This is a genomic window from Pseudonocardia sp. 2-7 (genome assembly GCF_056341085.1).
Genome location: NZ_CP094507.1, coordinates 4,838,387 through 4,854,347 on the forward strand (window position 1 = coordinate 4,838,387; position 15,961 = coordinate 4,854,347).

Annotated in this window: 16 protein-coding genes; 1 reads left to right on the plus strand and 15 read right to left on the minus strand. The window is 73.0% G+C overall.

Going from position 1 to position 15,961, the window contains the following annotated elements; all coding sequences use genetic code 11:
- Positions 1-3 precede the first annotated feature (3 nt).
- The 14 genes from nuoK to MTO91_RS23345 form a co-directional block, all read right to left on the minus strand.
- Complete coding sequence (nuoK, locus tag MTO91_RS23280; RefSeq protein WP_060710483.1) at positions 4-303, minus strand: NADH-quinone oxidoreductase subunit NuoK; 300 nt, start codon at positions 301-303, stop codon at positions 4-6.
- Entirely contained in the window at positions 300-1,151 is an 852-nt protein-coding gene (locus tag MTO91_RS23285; protein ID WP_405414884.1) for an NADH-quinone oxidoreductase subunit J, read from the minus strand. Before MTO91_RS23285 ends, nuoK begins: the two co-directional genes overlap by 4 nt.
- The gene (gene nuoI, locus MTO91_RS23290) at positions 1,148-1,687 is read right to left on the minus strand and encodes an NADH-quinone oxidoreductase subunit NuoI (protein ID WP_060710481.1); all 540 of its coding nucleotides are present in this window, start codon (positions 1,685-1,687) and stop codon (positions 1,148-1,150) included. Before nuoI ends, MTO91_RS23285 begins: the two co-directional genes overlap by 4 nt.
- A complete protein-coding gene (nuoH, locus tag MTO91_RS23295; RefSeq protein WP_062403806.1) occupies positions 1,688-2,932 on the minus strand; it encodes an NADH-quinone oxidoreductase subunit NuoH in 1,245 nt (414 codons plus the stop codon).
- A gap of 35 nt (positions 2,933-2,967) precedes the next feature.
- Positions 2,968-5,409 carry an NADH-quinone oxidoreductase subunit G gene (locus MTO91_RS23300; RefSeq protein WP_208818966.1) on the minus strand — a complete coding sequence of 814 codons (2,442 nt, stop codon included), beginning with the start codon at positions 5,407-5,409 and terminating at the stop codon, positions 2,968-2,970.
- A complete protein-coding gene (gene nuoF / locus MTO91_RS23305; RefSeq protein WP_208818965.1) occupies positions 5,406-6,755 on the minus strand; it encodes an NADH-quinone oxidoreductase subunit NuoF in 1,350 nt (449 codons plus the stop codon). Before nuoF ends, MTO91_RS23300 begins: the two co-directional genes overlap by 4 nt.
- Before the next feature lie 4 nt (positions 6,756-6,759).
- A complete protein-coding gene (nuoE, locus tag MTO91_RS23310) occupies positions 6,760-7,527 on the minus strand; it encodes an NADH-quinone oxidoreductase subunit NuoE (protein ID WP_208818964.1) in 768 nt (255 codons plus the stop codon).
- Positions 7,524-8,879 (minus strand): NADH-quinone oxidoreductase subunit D, encoded by a 1,356-nt coding sequence (locus MTO91_RS23315; RefSeq protein WP_208818963.1) that lies wholly within the window; start codon positions 8,877-8,879, stop codon positions 7,524-7,526. Before MTO91_RS23315 ends, nuoE begins: the two co-directional genes overlap by 4 nt.
- Complete coding sequence (locus tag MTO91_RS23320; RefSeq protein ID WP_405421681.1) at positions 8,876-9,649, minus strand: NADH-quinone oxidoreductase subunit C; 774 nt, start codon at positions 9,647-9,649, stop codon at positions 8,876-8,878. The genes MTO91_RS23315 and MTO91_RS23320 overlap by 4 nt, the downstream gene beginning before the upstream one ends.
- A gap of 95 nt (positions 9,650-9,744) precedes the next feature.
- The gene (locus MTO91_RS23325; protein ID WP_062397985.1) at positions 9,745-10,452 is read right to left on the minus strand and encodes a NuoB/complex I 20 kDa subunit family protein; all 708 of its coding nucleotides are present in this window, start codon (positions 10,450-10,452) and stop codon (positions 9,745-9,747) included.
- A 7-nt stretch (positions 10,453-10,459) separates the two neighbouring features.
- Positions 10,460-10,825 carry an NADH-quinone oxidoreductase subunit A gene (locus tag MTO91_RS23330; RefSeq protein WP_062397987.1) on the minus strand — a complete coding sequence of 122 codons (366 nt, stop codon included), beginning with the start codon at positions 10,823-10,825 and terminating at the stop codon, positions 10,460-10,462.
- 902 nt (positions 10,826-11,727) lie between these two features.
- Positions 11,728-12,420 carry a demethylmenaquinone methyltransferase gene (locus MTO91_RS23335; RefSeq protein WP_476652726.1) on the minus strand — a complete coding sequence of 231 codons (693 nt, stop codon included), beginning with the start codon at positions 12,418-12,420 and terminating at the stop codon, positions 11,728-11,730.
- Between the two features lie 30 nt (positions 12,421-12,450).
- A complete protein-coding gene (locus MTO91_RS23340; protein ID WP_251786725.1) occupies positions 12,451-13,050 on the minus strand; it encodes a hypothetical protein in 600 nt (199 codons plus the stop codon).
- 144 nt (positions 13,051-13,194) lie between these two features.
- Positions 13,195-14,355 carry a glycosyltransferase family 4 protein gene (locus MTO91_RS23345; protein WP_476652728.1) on the minus strand — a complete coding sequence of 387 codons (1,161 nt, stop codon included), beginning with the start codon at positions 14,353-14,355 and terminating at the stop codon, positions 13,195-13,197.
- Between the two features lie 167 nt (positions 14,356-14,522).
- Between MTO91_RS23345 and MTO91_RS23350 the strand changes: the two genes are divergently transcribed.
- Positions 14,523-15,365, plus strand: coding sequence for an inositol monophosphatase family protein (locus MTO91_RS23350; protein ID WP_476652730.1), 843 nt, complete (start codon positions 14,523-14,525; stop codon positions 15,363-15,365).
- A 52-nt stretch (positions 15,366-15,417) separates the two neighbouring features.
- On the opposite strand, the gene MTO91_RS23355 is transcribed toward MTO91_RS23350, so the two are convergent.
- Positions 15,418-15,912 carry a DUF3592 domain-containing protein gene (locus MTO91_RS23355; RefSeq protein WP_139282884.1) on the minus strand — a complete coding sequence of 165 codons (495 nt, stop codon included), beginning with the start codon at positions 15,910-15,912 and terminating at the stop codon, positions 15,418-15,420.
- Between the last annotated feature and the right edge of the window lie 49 nt (positions 15,913-15,961).

Below are 15,961 nucleotides of genomic sequence, written 5' to 3' on the forward strand. Positions count from 1 at the left end.
CTCCTAGTACTTCAAGAGGTTCGCGTCGTCCACCGACGACGACTGGCGGGTGCGGAAGATGGCCGTGATGATCGCGAGCCCGACGACGACCTCACAGGCCGCGACGACCATCACGAACAGGGCCATCACCTGGCCGTCGAGGTTGCCGTTGATGCGCGAGAACGTGACCAGGGTCAGGTTCACCGCGTTCAGCATGAGCTCGATGCACATGAACACGACCACGGCGTTGCGCCGCACCAGGACGCCGACGGCGCCGATGGTGAACAGCAGCGCCGAGAGCAGCAGGTAGTACTCGGGCCTCATCGGTGCTCCCCGGTGTCGGCGGCCTCACCGGAGGCGGCGGTCCGGTCGGGTGCGGGGCGGCCGGTCAGCGCGTGCGCGTCCGGGGTCGTCGTGTCCGGCACGTCGACCGCGACCGACTCGATGATCTCCGACAGCGACTCCGGGGCGATCGAGCCGTCGGGCAGGATCGCCGGGACCGCGACGGAGTTCGCCGTCGCGTAGACGCCGGGGCCGGGCAGCGGGGAGAGGCGGGCGTGCTCGCCGCGCAGCCGCTTCAGCACCGTCGCGCGCTGGCCGATCTTGGTGTGCTGGCTGCTCTGCGAGCCGGACAGCACCATCGCGCCGAGCGCGGCGACCATCAGCAGGGCCGCGGTCAGCTCGAACGCCAGCAGGTAGTCGGTGAAGATCAGCCGGCCGAGGCCGGGGACGTTGCCGTTCCACCCGAGCCCGCCCTGCGCCAGCCCCGCGGGGGTGACGCTGGTCAGGCCGCGGGCCAGCCCGCCGACCAGGAGCGCGGCCAGCGCCACGCCGAACACCAGCGCCGCGGCCCGCTGCCCGCGCAGGACCTCGATCACCGAGTCCTTGGAGTCCCGTCCGACCAGCATGAGGACGAACAGGAACAGCATCATCACGGCGCCGGTGTAGACGATGATCTGCACGAACCCGAGGAACGGGGCGGACTGCACCAGGTACAGCACCGCGATCGAGAACATCGTCAGGACCAGCAGCAGCGCGGCGTGCACCGCGTGCCGGGCGAAGACCAGGCCGAGCGCACCGGCCAGCGCCACCGGTCCGAGGATCCAGAACGCGACCGCCTCGCCGGTGCTCACCTCCCCGGCCGCCTGGGCCAGGTCCGCGGCCGTGGTCATCGGGCCTGCTCCTTGGTCTGGTCCTGGGCGGACACCTTCGCGAGCGTCGGGCCGGAGACGTAGTAGTCCTGCTCGTCGTCGCCCAGGCGCATCGGGTGCGGCGGCTGCTCCATGCCCGGCAGCAGCGGGGCCATCAGCTGCTCCTTGGTGTAGATGAGGTCCTGCCGGTTGTCGTCGGCCAGCTCGTAGAAGTTCGTCATCGTGAGCGAGCGCGTCGGGCAGGCCTCGATGCACAGGCCGCAGCCGATGCACCGCAGGTAGTTGATCTGGTAGATCGCGCCGTAGCGCTCACCGGGCGAGTACCGCGCCTCCTCGGTGTTGTCCCCGCCCTCGACGTAGATGGCGTCGGCCGGGCAGGCCCAGGCGCACAGCTCGCAGCCGACGCACTTCTCCAGCCCGTCCGGGTGCCGGTTGAGCTGGTGGCGCCCGTGGTAGCGCGGCGCGGCGGGCGGGAAGTCCTCGGGGTACTCCTCGGTGACGACCTTCTTGAACATCGTCGAGAAGGTGACGCCGAATCCCTTGAAGAAGTCGAACATCTAGCGCGCGTCCTTTCCGGCCGTGACGGCCTTCCGACGCTTCGGGGGTGAGTCGGGGACCACCAGGTCCAGCGGCGGCACCGGATAGTCCGACGCCGGTTCGACCGGTGGCGCCTCGGTCTGCCGGTCGGGCAGCAGGAACGCCACCGCGAGCACGACGGCGAGCGCGAAGCCGATCAGCGACAGCAGCAGCACGTAGTTGTCCGAGCCGGTGTTGACGAACGCCCGGATGCCGAAGATCGCGACGATCCAGACCAGCATGACCGGGACCAGGACCTTCCAGCCCAGCTTCATGAACTGGTCGTAGCGGAACCGCGGCAGCGTCCCGCGCAGCCAGATGAACACGAACAGGAACAGCAGCACCTTGATGATGAAGGCGACGAACTGCATCCAGCCGTACTCGTTGAGGAAGCTCAGCGGCCACGGCCACATGCCGCCGCCGAGGAACAGCGTCACCGCCATCGCCGAGACGGTCACCATGTTCACGTACTCGGCGAGGAAGAACAGCGCGAACTTCAGCGACGAGTACTCGGTGTGGAACCCGCCGACCAGCTCCGACTCGGCCTCGGGGAGGTCGAACGGCGCCCGGTTGGTCTCGCCGACCATCGCGATCACGAAGACCACGAAGCTCGGCAGCAGGAGCCAGAAGTACCAGCCCGACGCCTGCGCCCCGACGATCGTCGCGGTGGACAGCGAGCCGGAGTAGAGGACGACGCCGACGACGGCCAGGCCCAGCGCGATCTCGTAGGAGATGACCTGGGCGGCCGAGCGCAGCGCCCCGAGCAGCGAGTACGGCGAGCCCGAGGCCCAGCCGCCGAGCACGATGCCGTAGACGCCGATCGAGGAGCAGGCCAGCACGACGAGCACGCCGACCGGGACGTCGACGAGCTGGAGCACCGTCTGCTCGCCGAAGATCGTGACCTCGCCGCCGAACGGGATGACGGAGAAGGCGACGAACGCCGGGATCGTCGAGATGACCGGGGCGATGAAGTAGACCTTCTTGTCGGCCATCGCCGGCATGATGTCTTCCTTGAACGCCAGCTTCAGACCGTCGGCGAGGCTCTGCAGCCAGCCGCCGGGGCCGGTCCGGTTCGGGCCCGGACGGTGCTGCATCCGGCCGACGACCTTGCGCTCCCAGTTGATCATGAACAGGGTCAGCACGACGCCGAGCGCGAACAGCCCGACGACCTTGATCAGGATCAGCCAGATCGGGTCGTCGGCGAGCAGCGCCTGGGTGTGCGTCAGCTGGTCCACCGGGGCGGGCGGGACCTGGGACAGGTTCACGACGCGCTTCCGTTCCCGGCCGGACCGACCGTCACGAGGTCACCGTGGCCCACCCCGAGCGTGGGGCGGACGTGCGAGCCGGGCGAGCAGGTCGGCAGCCAGACGACGCCGTCGGGCAGGTCGGTCAGTGCGACCGGCAGGGTGATCGCCCCGCGGTCGGTGCGGACCGTCGCCTCGGCGCCCTCGACCAGCGCGAGCCGCTCCGCGGTGGCCGCGTTGACCTTGACGTAGGGCCGCCGCGCCGTGCCGGCGAGCGCGGGCTCGTCGATCTGGAGGCTGCCGTCGTCGATCATCTGGCGCGAGGTGGCGAGGACCGCCTGGCCGTAGCCGGGACGCCGGGCCTGGCCCGCCGTGTGGTCCGGTGCGACGCCGCCGGCGCGGCGCGAGCCGAGCCGCTCCAGCTCCCCGGCCGCGGCGGCCGGGGTCTGGGTGAACAGGTCCGCGTCCATCTCGACGCCGAGGGTGTCGAGCACCCGGCAGTCCGGGAGCACGCCGGTCGCGTCGAGCGCGACGCCGAACTCGCGGCGGCGCCCCTCCCAGTTCACGTAGGCGCCGGAGCGCTGGGCGTCCGGGGCGACCGGGAGGACGACGTCGGCGAGCTCGGTGACCGCCGAGGTGTGGATCTCCAGGCTGACCAGGAACCCGACCTCGCGCAGCGCGGTGATCGCGGCCGTCGGGTCGGCCATGTCCTGCGGGTCGACGCCGCCGACGACGAGCGCGGCCAGCTCACCGGACGCGGCGGCGGCGAGGATCGCGTCGCCGTCGCGGCCCGGGGCGGACGGGACGGGGGCGCCCCAGACCTGCTCCAGCTCGGCGCGGGCGGCGGCGTCGGTGACGAGCCGGCCGCCGGGCAGCAGGGTGGGCAGCGCGCCCGCCTCGACCGCACCGCGGTCCCCGGCCCGGCGCGGCAGCCAGCCGATCGCCGCGCCGGTGCGGGCGGCGAGCGCGGACACCGCCGAGTACAGGCCCGGCGACTCCGCGGCCCGGTCCCCGACGAGGATCACCGCGCCCGGCTGCTCCAGCGCGGCGACGACGTCGGCGCCCGGGTCGGCGACGACCGCGGCCTCCGCGCCGGGCACCGCGTGCAGCACGGTGGCGCCGGTCTTCTCGGCGCCGTAGCTGGTGAACGGGCCGACCTGGAAGTGGCGTAGCCCGCGCTTCCGGTACGCCTTGCGCAGGCGCAGGAAGACGATGCCCGACTCCTCCTCGGGGTCGGTGCCGACGGTGAGCACCGCGGGGGCGTTCTCGACCGCCGTGAAGGTCACCGAGTCCTGAGGAGTCCCCCCGGCGACGTGCGCGGCGAGGAACTCCAGCTCCTCGCCCGAGTGCGGGCGGGCGCGGAAGTCGATGTCGTTGGTGCCGGCGACGACGCGGGCGAACTTGGCGTAGGCGTAGGCGTCCTCGACGGTCAGCCGTCCCCCGGGCAGGACGCCGATGCCGCCGGCCGCGCGGGCCGCGAGCAGCCCCTCCGCGGCGACGGCGAGCGCCTCGGTCCAGGAGGCCTCCTCCAGCGTGCCGTCCGCGCGCCGGACCAGCGGCCGGGTGATGCGGCCCTGGCTACCGGTGTAGCGGAAGGCGAACCGGCCCTTGTCGCAGAGCCACTCCTCGTTGACCTCCGGGTCGTTGCCCGCCAGCCGGCGCAGCACGGTCCCGCGACGGGAGTCGGTGCGCGAGGCGCAGCCGGAGCTGCAGTGCTCGCACACGCCCGGGGTCGAGCGCAGGTCGAACGGGCGCGACCGGAACCGGTACGCGGCGCTGGTGAGCGCCCCGACCGGGCAGATCTGGATCGTGTTGCCGGAGAAGTAGGACTGGAACGGCTGGTCCTCGGCGATGCCGATCTGCTGCTTCGCCCCGCGCTCGAGCAGGTCGATGAACGGGTCGCCGGCGATCTCCTCGGAGAACCGGGTGCAGCGCTGGCAGAGCACGCAGCGCTCGCGGTCGAGCAGCACCTGGCTGGAGATCGGCAGCGGCTTCGGGAAGGTCCGCTTGGTCTCGACGAAGCGGGAGTCCGACCGGCCGTGCGCCATCGCCTGGTTCTGCAGCGGGCACTCGCCGCCTTTGTCGCAGATCGGGCAGTCCAGCGGGTGGTTGATGAGCAGCAGCTCCATCACACCCTGCTGCGCCTTGTCGGCCCGCTCGGAGGTGTGCTGGGTCTTCACCACCATCCCGTCGGCGACGGTCATGGTGCAGCTGGCCTGCGGCTTCGGCATCGGCCGGCCGCCCATCTCCACCTCGACCAGGCACTGGCGGCAGGCGCCGGCCGGGTCGAGGAGCGGGTGGTCGCAGAACCGCGGGATCACGATGCCGAGGCGCTCGCAGGTGCGGATCAGCAGCTCGCCCTTGGGGGCGTCGACGACCTGGCCGTCGATGGTGAGACGGACGTGGCCCTCGGGGACGGGTGTCTCCTCGGTGGCGTTCCGCTCCGGTGTGAGGGTCATGCGCTCGCTCCGGTCAGTGCGGCCAGCTGCTCCGGGCGGTCCACATCGGGCTGCTCCGCGATGAGGTCCAGGAACTCCTGGCGGAAGTACTTGATGGCGCTGGTGATGGGGCTCGTCGCACCGTCGCCGAGGGCGCAGAAGGAGCGGCCGAGGATGTTGTCGCAGACGTCGAGCAGGGTGTCGATGTCGGTCGAGGTGCCCTCGCCGCGCACCATCCGCTGCAGCACCTGGACCAGCCAGTACGTGCCCTCGCGGCACGGGGTGCACTTGCCGCAGCTCTCGTGCTTGTAGAACTCGGTCCACTTCATGACCGCCCACGGCACCGAGACGGTCTCGTTGAAGACCTGCACCGCGGTCGTCCCCAGCATGGAGCCGGCTTCGGCCGCACCCTCGAAGTCCAGGGGGACGTCGAGGTGTTCGGCGGTGAACAGCGGTGTCGACGAGCCGCCCGGGGTCCAGAACTTCAGCGGGATCCCGTCCTTCATCCCGCCGGCGAGCTCCAGGAGCTCCCGCAGCGTGATGCCCAGCGGCGCCTCGTACTGGCCGGGACGCTCGACGTGCCCGGAGACCGAGTAGATCTTCGGGCCGGGCGACTTCTCGCGCCCCATCGAGCGGAACCAGGCCGCCCCGCCGTTGACGATGGCGGGGACGCTGGCGATGGTCTCGACGTTGTTGACGACGGTCGGGCAGGCGTAGAGCCCGGCGGTCGCCGGGAACGGCGGCTTGAGCCGGGGCTGACCGCGACGGCCCTCGAGCGAGTCGAGCAGCGCCGTCTCCTCGCCGCAGATGTAGGCACCCGCACCGGCGTGCACCACGATCTCCAGGTCGAACCCGGAGCCGAGGATGTCGCGGCCGAGGTAGCCCTTCGCCTTCGCCTCGCGGACGGCGGCGCGCAGCCTGCGGATGCAGTGCAGCGCCTCGCCGCGGACGTAGATCGCGCAGAAGTTGGCGCGGATCGCGTAGCTGGTGACGATGCAGCCCTCGATGAGCGCGTGCGGGTCGGCCATCATCGTCGGGATGTCCTTGCAGGTACCCGGCTCGCCCTCGTCGGCGTTGATGACCAGGTACTTCGGCTTCGCGCCGGGGCCCGTGCCGCTGCCGTCGTCCTGCGGGATGAACCCCCACTTCATGCCGGTGGGGAACCCGGCACCACCGCGGCCGCGCAGCCCGGAGTCCTTCACCAGCTGGATGAGCTGGTCGGGGTGGGCGGCGAACGCGGTACGCAGGGAGGTGTAGCCCTCGAGCTGCTCGTAGGTGTCGATCGACCAGGACCGCGGCGACAGCCAGCGCCTGGTCAGGACGGGCGTGATCGGGTCCGGCTTGCGCACAGGCTCAGTGGTGCTCATGCGATCACTTCTTCTCCGGTAGCGCGGGCATCGCCGGCGGCTCGTCGGGCAGCGCCGGGGCGGTCCAGCCGTTCTCCTCGGCCATCCGGGCCCCGCGCACCGACTCGATCGCACCGGACGGGCCCTCGACGCGGGCCGTCGTGTCGACGCCTCCGGCGTCGTCGGTGAACCCGGCCAGCTCCAGCTCGACGGTCCGCAGATCGGTCAGCGGCGCCCCGCGGGTCGGCTGCGGGCGCTCGCCGCGACGCAGGGCGTCGACGAGCTCCACCGCGGACTCGACGGTCTGGTTGTCGAAGTACTCGTAGTTGACCTGCAGCACCGGGGCGAGGTCGCAGGCCGCGAGGCACTCGGCGTGCTCCAGGGTGACCGAGCCGGTGCTGCCGGGCTCCCCCGCCGTCTCCTCGTGGCCCAGCGGACGGTCCTCGGTACCCAGCTGCGTGCGCAGGCGGGCGTAGATGTCGTCGCCGCCCAGCGCCGCGCACAGCGTGTTGGTGCACACGCTGACCAGGTGCTCGCCGCACGGAGTGCGCTTGTACATCGTGTAGAACGTCGCGACCGCCGACACCTCGGCGGTAGTCAGCTCCAGCGCCTCCGCGCAGTAACGGATGCCGTCGGGGCTGACGTACCCCTCGACCGACTGGACCAGGTGCAGCAGCGGCAGCAGCGCCGACCGGGACTCCGGGTAGAGGGAGATGATCTCCGTGGTGCGCTGCCGGGTCAGCTCGTCGAACACCGGCGAGACGGGGCTCTTCTCCTGCGGGGGGACCGTCATCGGTCGCAACCTCCCATCACGGGATCGATCGAGGCGACGGCCGCGATGACGTCGGCGACCTGGCCGCCCTCGCTCATCGCGGGCATCGTCTGCAGGTTCACGAAGCTGGGGTCCCGGACGTGGATGCGGACCGGGCGGGTGCCGCCGTCGGACACGGCGTGCACCGCGAGCTCGCCGCGCGGGGACTCGACGGCCGCGTAGGCCTGCCCCGGCGGGACTCCGAAGCCCTCGGTGACCAGCTTGAAGTGGTGGATCAGCGACTCCATCGACTGACCCATGATCTTGCGGACGTGCTCGAGGGTGTTGCCCATGCCGTCGCTGCCGACCGACAGCTGCGCCGGCCAGGCGACCTTCGGGTCGTCGACCATGACGCGGCCCGGGCCGAGCTCGTCGAGCTTCGTCACCGCCTGCTCCATGATCTTGAGCGACTCGTGGATCTCGGCGACGCGCATCCGGTAGCGGGCGAAGCAGTCGGCCTCGGTGGCCGTCGGGACCTCGAAGTCGTACTGGTCGTAGACCGAGTACGGCATGTGCTTGCGCAGGTCCCACGCCAGACCCGCCGAGCGGAGGATCGGGCCGGACGCGCCGAGGGCCAGGCAGCCGTCGACGGGCAGGTAGCCGACGCCCTCCAGGCGCTGGCGCCAGATCGGCTGCCCGGTGAGCAGCCGGTCGTAGTCGGGCAGCCGGGAGTTCATGACCTTCAGGAAGTCACGGACCTTCTCCTGCCAGCCCTCGGGCATGTCCTGGGCGAGGCCGCCGGGGCGGATGAACGCGTGGTTCATCCGCAGGCCGGTGAGGAACTCCAGCAGGTGGAGCACCTCCTCGCGCTCGCGGAAGCCGGAGGTCATGCCGGTCAGCGCGCCCAGCTCCATGCCGCCGGTGGCCAGCGCGACCAGGTGCGAGCCGATCCGGTTCAGCTCCCAGAGCAGCACCCGCAGGTGCTCGGCCCGCTGCGGGACCTCGACGCCCAGCAGCTTCTCGACGGCCATGCAGTAGGCGCCCTCGTTGAACAGCGGGGCCAGGTAGTCCGCCCGGGTCACGAAGGTGACGCCCTGGGTCCAGGTCCGGTACTCGCAGTTCTTCTCGATACCGGTGTGCAGGTAGCCGATGACCGCGCGGCCCTGGGTGACGGTCTCGCCCTCCAGCTCCAGGACCAGGCGCAGCACCCCGTGCGTCGACGGGTGCTGCGGGCCCATGTTGATGACGATGCGGTCGTCGTGCTCGGCCTCGAGCAGGTCGTCCCAGTCGCCGCCGGTGACGGTGTAGACCGTGCCCTCGGTGGTCTCGCGGCCGGGCGCGGCGTACGGGTCGGTGGTGGCGTCGGCGGTGGTGGGGTCGGCGTCAGTCGTCACGAGTAGGCCCTCCGCTCATCGGGCGGGGGGATCTCCGCGCCCTTGTACTCCACGGGGATGCCGCCCAGCGGGTAGCTCTTGCGCTGGGGGTGGCCGTCCCAGTCGTCCGGCATGAGGATCCGGGTCAGCGCCGGGTGGCCGTCGAAGACGACGCCGTACATGTCCCAGGTCTCGCGCTCGTGCCAGTCGGCCGTCGGGTAGACGTCGACGACGCTCGGCACGGTGGGCGGGTTCGCGGCGTCGCCCATGTCGAGCGCGACCTCCAGGCGCACCCGGCGCCGGTAGGTCATCGACAGCAGGTGGTAGACGACGTGCAGCGGCCGGTCGACCGGAGCGCCGTCCGGCGCCGAGTAGTCCACACCGGACACGCCGGAGCAGAACTCGAAGCGCAGGCCCGGGTCGTCGCGCAGGGTGCGGGCGACCTCGTGCAGCCGGGCGGGCTCGACGTAGAGGGTCATCTCGTCGCGGTCGATCGTGACCTGCTCGATCGCGCCGCGCGGGATGCCGCGCTCGTCGAGGGCCGCGCCGAGCTCGTCGGCGAACTCGTCGAACCAGCCGCCGAAGGGCCGCTCGGCCGGGGCCGGGGCCCAGCCCTGCAGACGCAGGCCGCCGTAGCCGGAGGTGTCGCCGGAGCCGCGGACGCCGAACATGCCCGAGCGGGTACGGGTCTCGGTCATCCTCTGCGCGGGGCGGGCGCCGCCCAGCGCGTCGGAGGGGGTGGCCGCGTCCCCGGGAGCGGCCAGGTCGCCGGGGGCCTCGCCGCCCGCCATCCGCTGCTCCTCGGCCGCGGCGCCGCTCTCCTGCGACGACGAGTGCGCGCCGCCGGTGGGCTCGGCCCCGTCCTTGGAGGTGCCGGTCGGCTCGGTCACGTCGCGTCACCTCCGCGGGCCGCGTCGGCCAGCGACGGCAGCTCCAGGGTCTCCCCCGGCGCGAGCGCGTTCGGGGCCGGTTTGGGCTGCGAGCCCGGCTCCAGGTAGTTCGGGACGTCGGGGGTGTGCGTGGTCTTCAGCGCACCGAGCTGCTTGTGCTTCGGCGCGTACTTGACCGACGACGGCACCATCGGCGTGCGGTACCCGGACTCGGCGAGCTCGGCGGCCCGCTTCGGGCCGAGCGGCTCGTCCATGATCTTGGCGTGGATCTTGAGGATCGCGTCGATCAGCATCTCCGGCCGCGGCGGGCAGCCGGGCAGGTACATGTCGACCGGGACGACGTGGTCCACGCCCTGGACGATCGCGTAGTTGTTGAACATGCCGCCGGAGCTGGCGCACACGCCCATGGCGAGCACCCAGCGCGGCTCGGGCATCTGGTCGTAGATCTGGCGCAGGACCGGCGCCATCTTGTTGCTCACGCGGCCCGCGACGATCATCAGGTCCGCCTGGCGCGGCGAGGCCCGGAAAACCTCCATGCCGAACCGGGCGAGGTCGTAGCGCGGGGCGCCGGTGGTCATCATCTCGATGGCGCAGCAGGCCAGGCCGAACGTGGCAGGCCAGAGCGACGACTTCCGGGTCCAGTTGACCAGCTTCTCGACGTTGGTCAGCAGGACGCCGCTGGGCAGGTTCTCCTCGAGTCCCATGACGGCCTCAGCTCCACTCGAGCCCGCCGCGACGCCATTCGTAGGCGTACGCGAAGGCGATCGTGGCGATGTAGAGCGTGATGGCCACGAACCCGAAGACGCCGACCGCATCGGCGACGACGGCGTACGGGTACATGAACACCAGCTCGATGTCGAACAGGATGAACAGCATCGCCGTGAGGTAGTAGGCGACCGGCACGCGACCGCCGCCGACGACCGGCTGCGGCGAGGGCTCGATACCGCACTCGTAGGAGTCCAGCTTGGCCCGGTTGAACCGGCGCGGACCGATCAACGGCGCGGAGGCGACCGAGAACACCGCGAAGCCCGCCGCCAACACGAACAGCAGGACGAGCGGGAGATAGGGATCGAGCATTCCTACACCTTCGTTGTCGCGGCGCCACCGTCGTTGGTGGTGATCGACGAGCCGGTCGCGGCGACCCTATGTCCGGTCCCCTGTGACCAAGAACCCAGGCGAGCCTTACCTGTGACGGGGCGCGGGTCACATGTGATCCGCATCCGTGCAGGTCGGCGCGCTCCGGGTCGCGTGTCTCCCACCACCCTTGTGAAAAAGTTCACGAACTGCGCGAGCAGTGTAGGACGACGTCGACGTGATCGCGTGGGCGGATCGGGCGACGACGCGGGACTCCTTGCGGCGCAACGCGCTTCGACGCAGGGTCAGTGGGCGGTGACGGCCGGTGCCGGGCCGCGCACGCGGCGTCCCCTCGCACAGTCGGCCCTCCCGCGGTCGACCTCCCACGCAGCCGACCACCCACGCAGCCGACCACCCACGCGGCCGACCGCCGACCGCCGACCACCGGGCGCAGGGTGACCGACCGCCACAGCGCCCACCGCTGCACCGCGGACCGCCGCGTGCCATGAGAGACGCGACTCCGGACCCTCCCTTCTCCGAATTCGCTTACCCGGTGAGCGAATTCCGAGAAGGGAGCACGTCGTCGCGTGGTGCTGCCGGGCCCGGCGCAGCAGATCGAGCGCGATCCCCGGGGCCGTGCATTCCCGTGCCAACTCGCTTACCCGGTGAGCGGATTCGCCCGGCCCCGGGCGCTGGCCGCGCGGGAACCCGTCACCGTGTGCACTGGTCCGCGGCGGAGCGGGCTCGCTGCAGGGGCGCGAGCCGGTGGAGGGACGACCGCCCGGCCGCCGCTGCGACCGCACGCGTGCAGCGCGCCCGGCTCCGCCACGACGTCGGCCCCTGTGTCGCAGGCCGGCTCTGCAGACCCGTCCACGGGGACCGTGGCGGGACGGGGCGGCGGGGGCTCAGGCCGGCTTGTACGCCCGGTGCAGCGCGACGGCGCCGAAGGTCAGGTTCCGCCAGGCGGGGCGCTCCCAGCCGGCGTCGGCGATCTTCCCGGCGAGTGCGGGCTGGTCGGGCCAGTCCCGGATCGACTCGGCCAGGTACAGGTAGGCCTCGGGGTTCGAGGAGACCGTGCGGGCGATCGCCGGGAGGGCGTGGCCGAGCACCGCGTTCTGGTAGAGCACGCGGAAGGGGGCCCAGGTCGGCGTCGAGAACTCGCAGACGACCAGGCGGCCGCCGGGGCGGGTCACGCGGGCCATCTCACGCAGGCCGGCGACGGTGTCGTTCACGTTGCGCAGGCCGAAGGAGATGGTGACGGCGTCGAAGCTGCCGTCGGCGAAGGGCAGGTGCAGCGCGTCGGCGGCGGCCTTCGGGACGTCACGGCGGGCGCCCGCACGCAGCATGCCGAGGGAGAAGTCCGCAGCGACGCACCAGGCGCCGTCCTTCGCCAGCTCGACGGTCGAGACCGCGGTCCCCGCGGCGAGGTCGAGGACCTTCTCGCCCGGGCTCAGGCCGAGGGCCCGGCGGGTCTGGATCCGCCAGTAGCGGTCCTGGCCCCCCGACAGCGCGGTGTTGGTCAGGTCGTAGCGCCGGGCGACGCCGTCGAACATGCGGGCGACGTCGGTCGGGTTCTTGTCGAGCTCGGCGCGGGACACGAACACAGCTTAGGCGACCCGGCCGCCGGCTCACCGCCGTCCGAACCGCTGCCCGAACTGCTGTCCGAACTGCTCGCGCAGCACCTCACGCAGGCCGCTCAGGTAGTCGGCACGGACCCGGGCGGCGACGCCCGCCCACTCGGCCGACGGCGTGCTGACACCGTTGCCGTCGCCGGTGAAGGCGCCCATGCCGTGCAGCGCGATCCAGCGGTGGTCGTAGTCGTGCGGCGCCGCCCGGTCCCAGGCGACGGCGCGGACCGCGGCCCGGCGGACCCGGGCCGGGTCGGCGAAGGCCCAGCGGTTCACCGGTTCGCCGAAGCGGTCGCGCAGCACGGCCAGCGCCTGGGCGGCGGTGGTGTCGGTGCAGCGGCAGGCGTCGTAGCGGGCCCGCAGCTGGCCCGCGTAGAACCAGCGGGCGGCCTCGGGCATCGCGCCGTCGGCGACGAGGTTCTCCGACAGCGCGAACAGCACCGGCGGCATCTGCCGGTGCGGGGCGTCGAGGACCTCGGCACGGGCGGCGGCACGGACCGCGGGCGCGGGGTCGAGCAGCCGGGACATCAGGCGGACGGTGGCGGAGGTGTCGACCGTGGCGAGCTCACCACGGGGCGCGACGACGACGGTGCGGCTCATGGGACCACCGTCGCCGCCGGGCCGCGGCCACGGATCCGCACGACTACGCAGGCACCCTCCCCGGCCGCGTCGGCCCGGCCGGCGGAGGCCCGACCAGGCGGGGGTCCGGTCGGGCGGGGGTCCGGTCGGGCGGGGGCGTGCCGGTCAGGCCGCGAGGCGCTCCGGGGCCGCGGCGCGGAGCACGTCGCCGTAGTGGGCGAGCAGCTCGTCGCCGACCGCGGTCCAGGTGCGGCGCAGCACCGACTGGCGGGCGGCCAGGCCGAACTCCCGGTTGCGCTGCGGCTCGCACAGCGCGGCGACTGCCCCGACCAGCTCGCGGTCGGCGGCGTCGGTGGCCGGGTCGCCGGGCTCCCCGCCGTCGGGGCGGGGTGCCACGAGGTAACCGGTGCGGTCGGGCAGCACGAGGTCGCGCGGGCCGCCCGCGTCGGGCGCGACCACCGGGACGCCCGAGGCGAGTGCCTCCTGCACGGCCTGGCAGAACGTCTCGGCCTGGCCGGTGTGGACGAACACGTCGAGGCTGGCGTAGATCTGCGCGAGCTCGTCACCGCCGCGGTGCCCGAGGAACGCCGCCGAGGGCAGTCGATCGCGCAGCCCGTCGGCGCTGGGGCCGTCGCCGACGACGACCAGGCGCGTCCCGGGCAGCTCCCCCAGCACGGCGAGCCGCTCGACCTGCTTCTCCGGGGCGAGGCGGCCAACGAAGCCGACGAGCCGCTCGCCGTTCGGGGCGAGCCGGCCGCGCAGCGCGTCGCTGCGCCGCGACGGGGTGAACCGGCGGGTGTCGACGCCGCGCGCCCACTGGTGTACCCGCGGGACGCCGCGCTCGCGCAGGGCCCCGGTCGCCCAGCTCGACGGCGCGAGGGTCCGGTCGGCCATGCCGTGCAGCCGGCAGGTCCAGCGCCACGCGGCCCGTGCGGTCAGCCCGAGCCCGTACGCGGAGGCGAACCCGGCGACGTCGGTCTGGTAGATCGCGACCGTCGGCACGCCGAGGCGCCGTGCCGCCGCCAGCCCCCGCGCCCCGACGACGAACGGCGCCGCCAGGTGCACCACGTCCGGCCGGAACCGGCGCAGCGCGGTCAGGATCCGCCTGCTGGGCACCCCGACCGGCATCGAGTTCACCACCGGCAGCTCGACGGCCGGGATCCGCACGACCGGGATCCCCTCGTGGGAGTCCGGCTCCCCGGTGCCCGGCGCGATCACCACGACGTCGTGACCCCCTGCCCGCAGGTGCTCGCACACCCGCAGCACCGAGTTGGTGACGCCGTTGACCACCGGCAGGAAGCATTCCGAGACGATTGCGACGCGCACGGCCGGAACGGTGACGGGGGCGGGACAGCGGGCCGGGTCCCTGGCGTGATCAACCACCCAACCCTGGGCGAACATCGGGTGGGCGGGTCACGAGTTGGCACGTCCGGCACAAGGTGGACACCCGCACGTCGTCGCCGGGACATCACCCGCCCGGACACTCGGGTCGCATGACGGCCGTGCCCCACACCCCGCCAGACACGGCGCCACCCCCGGTGCCGTCCCCCCGGCCGGTGGACCCGGCACTGCTCTCCCGCGCGCTCGAGACCGCGGGCCGGCTGGCCAACGACGCCGCCGAGGTGATCACCGCGACGCTGGGTCGCGAGCACACCGGATCGCTCGACGCGTCGGCCAAGGCCAACCCGTTCGACTGGGTCACCGACACCGACCGCACCCTGGAGCGGCACACCCGCCGGGTGCTGGCCGCGGAGTTCCCCGGCTGCCCGGTCGTCGGCGAGGAGTTCGGCGCCGACGCCGGTGCCGACACCGCACCGCTGCGGTGGGTCGTCGACCCGGTCGACGGCACCGCGAACTACGTCGCGGGCCTGCCCTGGTGCGCCTACAGCCTGGCCCTGGTCGACGGCGACGGCCCGGCCGTGGGCGTCGTCGCCGACCCGGGCCGCGGGCAGATCTACGCCGCCGCCCGCGGGCGCGGCTTCCGGGCCAACGGCGTGCCGGTGCCGCCGCGGCGCACCGCCCGGGTCGCCGGGTCGCTGATCTGCGCCGAGGACCCCGACCCCGGGTTCGTCGAACGCGCCCGCGCCGCGCACGTCGGCGTGCGGGTGCTCGGCTCGGCCGCGCTGGCGATCACCCAGGTCGCGCTGGGCAACGCCGTCGCCGCGGTGCTGACCCGCTACCACGAGTGGGACGTCGCCGGGGCGCTCTGCCTGGCCACCGAGGCCGGCGCGCTGGTGCAGGGCCGCGACGGCCGGTCGACGCCGCTGCCCGAGGGCGGGCTGCTCGTCGCCGCACCGCAGGTCGCCGCCGAGGTCGGGGCGCTCTGGCGGGGCTGAGCCCGGTGCGGGGCGGCGCGGCCCGGTGCGGTCCGGTCCGGTCCGGGCGCCGTCAGACGGTGCCGGTGCGGGCCCGGCGGCGGCGCAGCCACACGTACAGCGGCCCGAGGAGCACCCAGCCGCCCGCGATCAGCCCGGCGACCGGGAGGATCCCGTCGACGGCGGTGCGGCCCGCGACGCGCACGTGCGTCGGGTCGGCGGTGTCGTACTCGACGTAGATGTTCTCGCCCGGGGTGAGCCCGACCGGGTAGGAGATGCCCGCGGCCGGGGTCTGCAGCCGGCCCTCGTCGTCGACGAACCTGACCAGGGTGCGCCAGTAGTCCGAGCCGTCGAGGACGGTCGCGGCGGTGGTGCCGCGGTTGCCGTCGATCGCCGCGTCCTCCAGGAACGCACCACCCAGGGCCACCAGCGCGACCAGCGTCCACGCCAGTGCGACGGCCAGGACGATCTCGGGCAGGTGGTACCGCGTCCGGCCGATGAGACGGGCCGCCACGGCCGAGGTCTCGGTCAGCACATCGCCGGTGGGACGGCCGCTCGGACTGGTCACGGGACCCGATTCTAGGAGCGCTCCGGCACCCGGGTGTGTCCGGTGCCTC

Coding starts and splice junctions, on each gene's coding strand:
- MTO91_RS23325 (WP_062397985.1), bottom strand. CDS start 10,452: ATGGGACTCGAGGAGAACCTGCCCAGCGGCGTCCTGCTGACCAACGTC.
- MTO91_RS23330 (WP_062397987.1), bottom strand. CDS start 10,825: ATGCTCGATCCCTATCTCCCGCTCGTCCTGCTGTTCGTGTTGGCGGCG.
- MTO91_RS23340 (WP_251786725.1), bottom strand. CDS start 13,050: ATGAGCCGCACCGTCGTCGTCGCGCCCCGTGGTGAGCTCGCCACGGTC.
- nuoF (WP_208818965.1), bottom strand. CDS start 6,755: ATGAGCACCACTGAGCCTGTGCGCAAGCCGGACCCGATCACGCCCGTC.
- MTO91_RS23285 (WP_405414884.1), bottom strand. CDS start 1,151: ATGACCACGGCCGCGGACCTGGCCCAGGCGGCCGGGGAGGTGAGCACC.
- MTO91_RS23320 (WP_405421681.1), bottom strand. CDS start 9,649: ATGGCGGGCGGCGAGGCCCCCGGCGACCTGGCCGCTCCCGGGGACGCG.
- nuoK (WP_060710483.1), bottom strand. CDS start 303: ATGAGGCCCGAGTACTACCTGCTGCTCTCGGCGCTGCTGTTCACCATC.
- nuoE (WP_208818964.1), bottom strand. CDS start 7,527: ATGACGGTCCCCCCGCAGGAGAAGAGCCCCGTCTCGCCGGTGTTCGAC.
- MTO91_RS23300 (WP_208818966.1), bottom strand. CDS start 5,409: ATGACCCTCACACCGGAGCGGAACGCCACCGAGGAGACACCCGTCCCC.
- nuoI (WP_060710481.1), bottom strand. CDS start 1,687: ATGTTCGACTTCTTCAAGGGATTCGGCGTCACCTTCTCGACGATGTTC.
- MTO91_RS23350 (WP_476652730.1), top strand. CDS start 14,523: ATGACGGCCGTGCCCCACACCCCGCCAGACACGGCGCCACCCCCGGTG.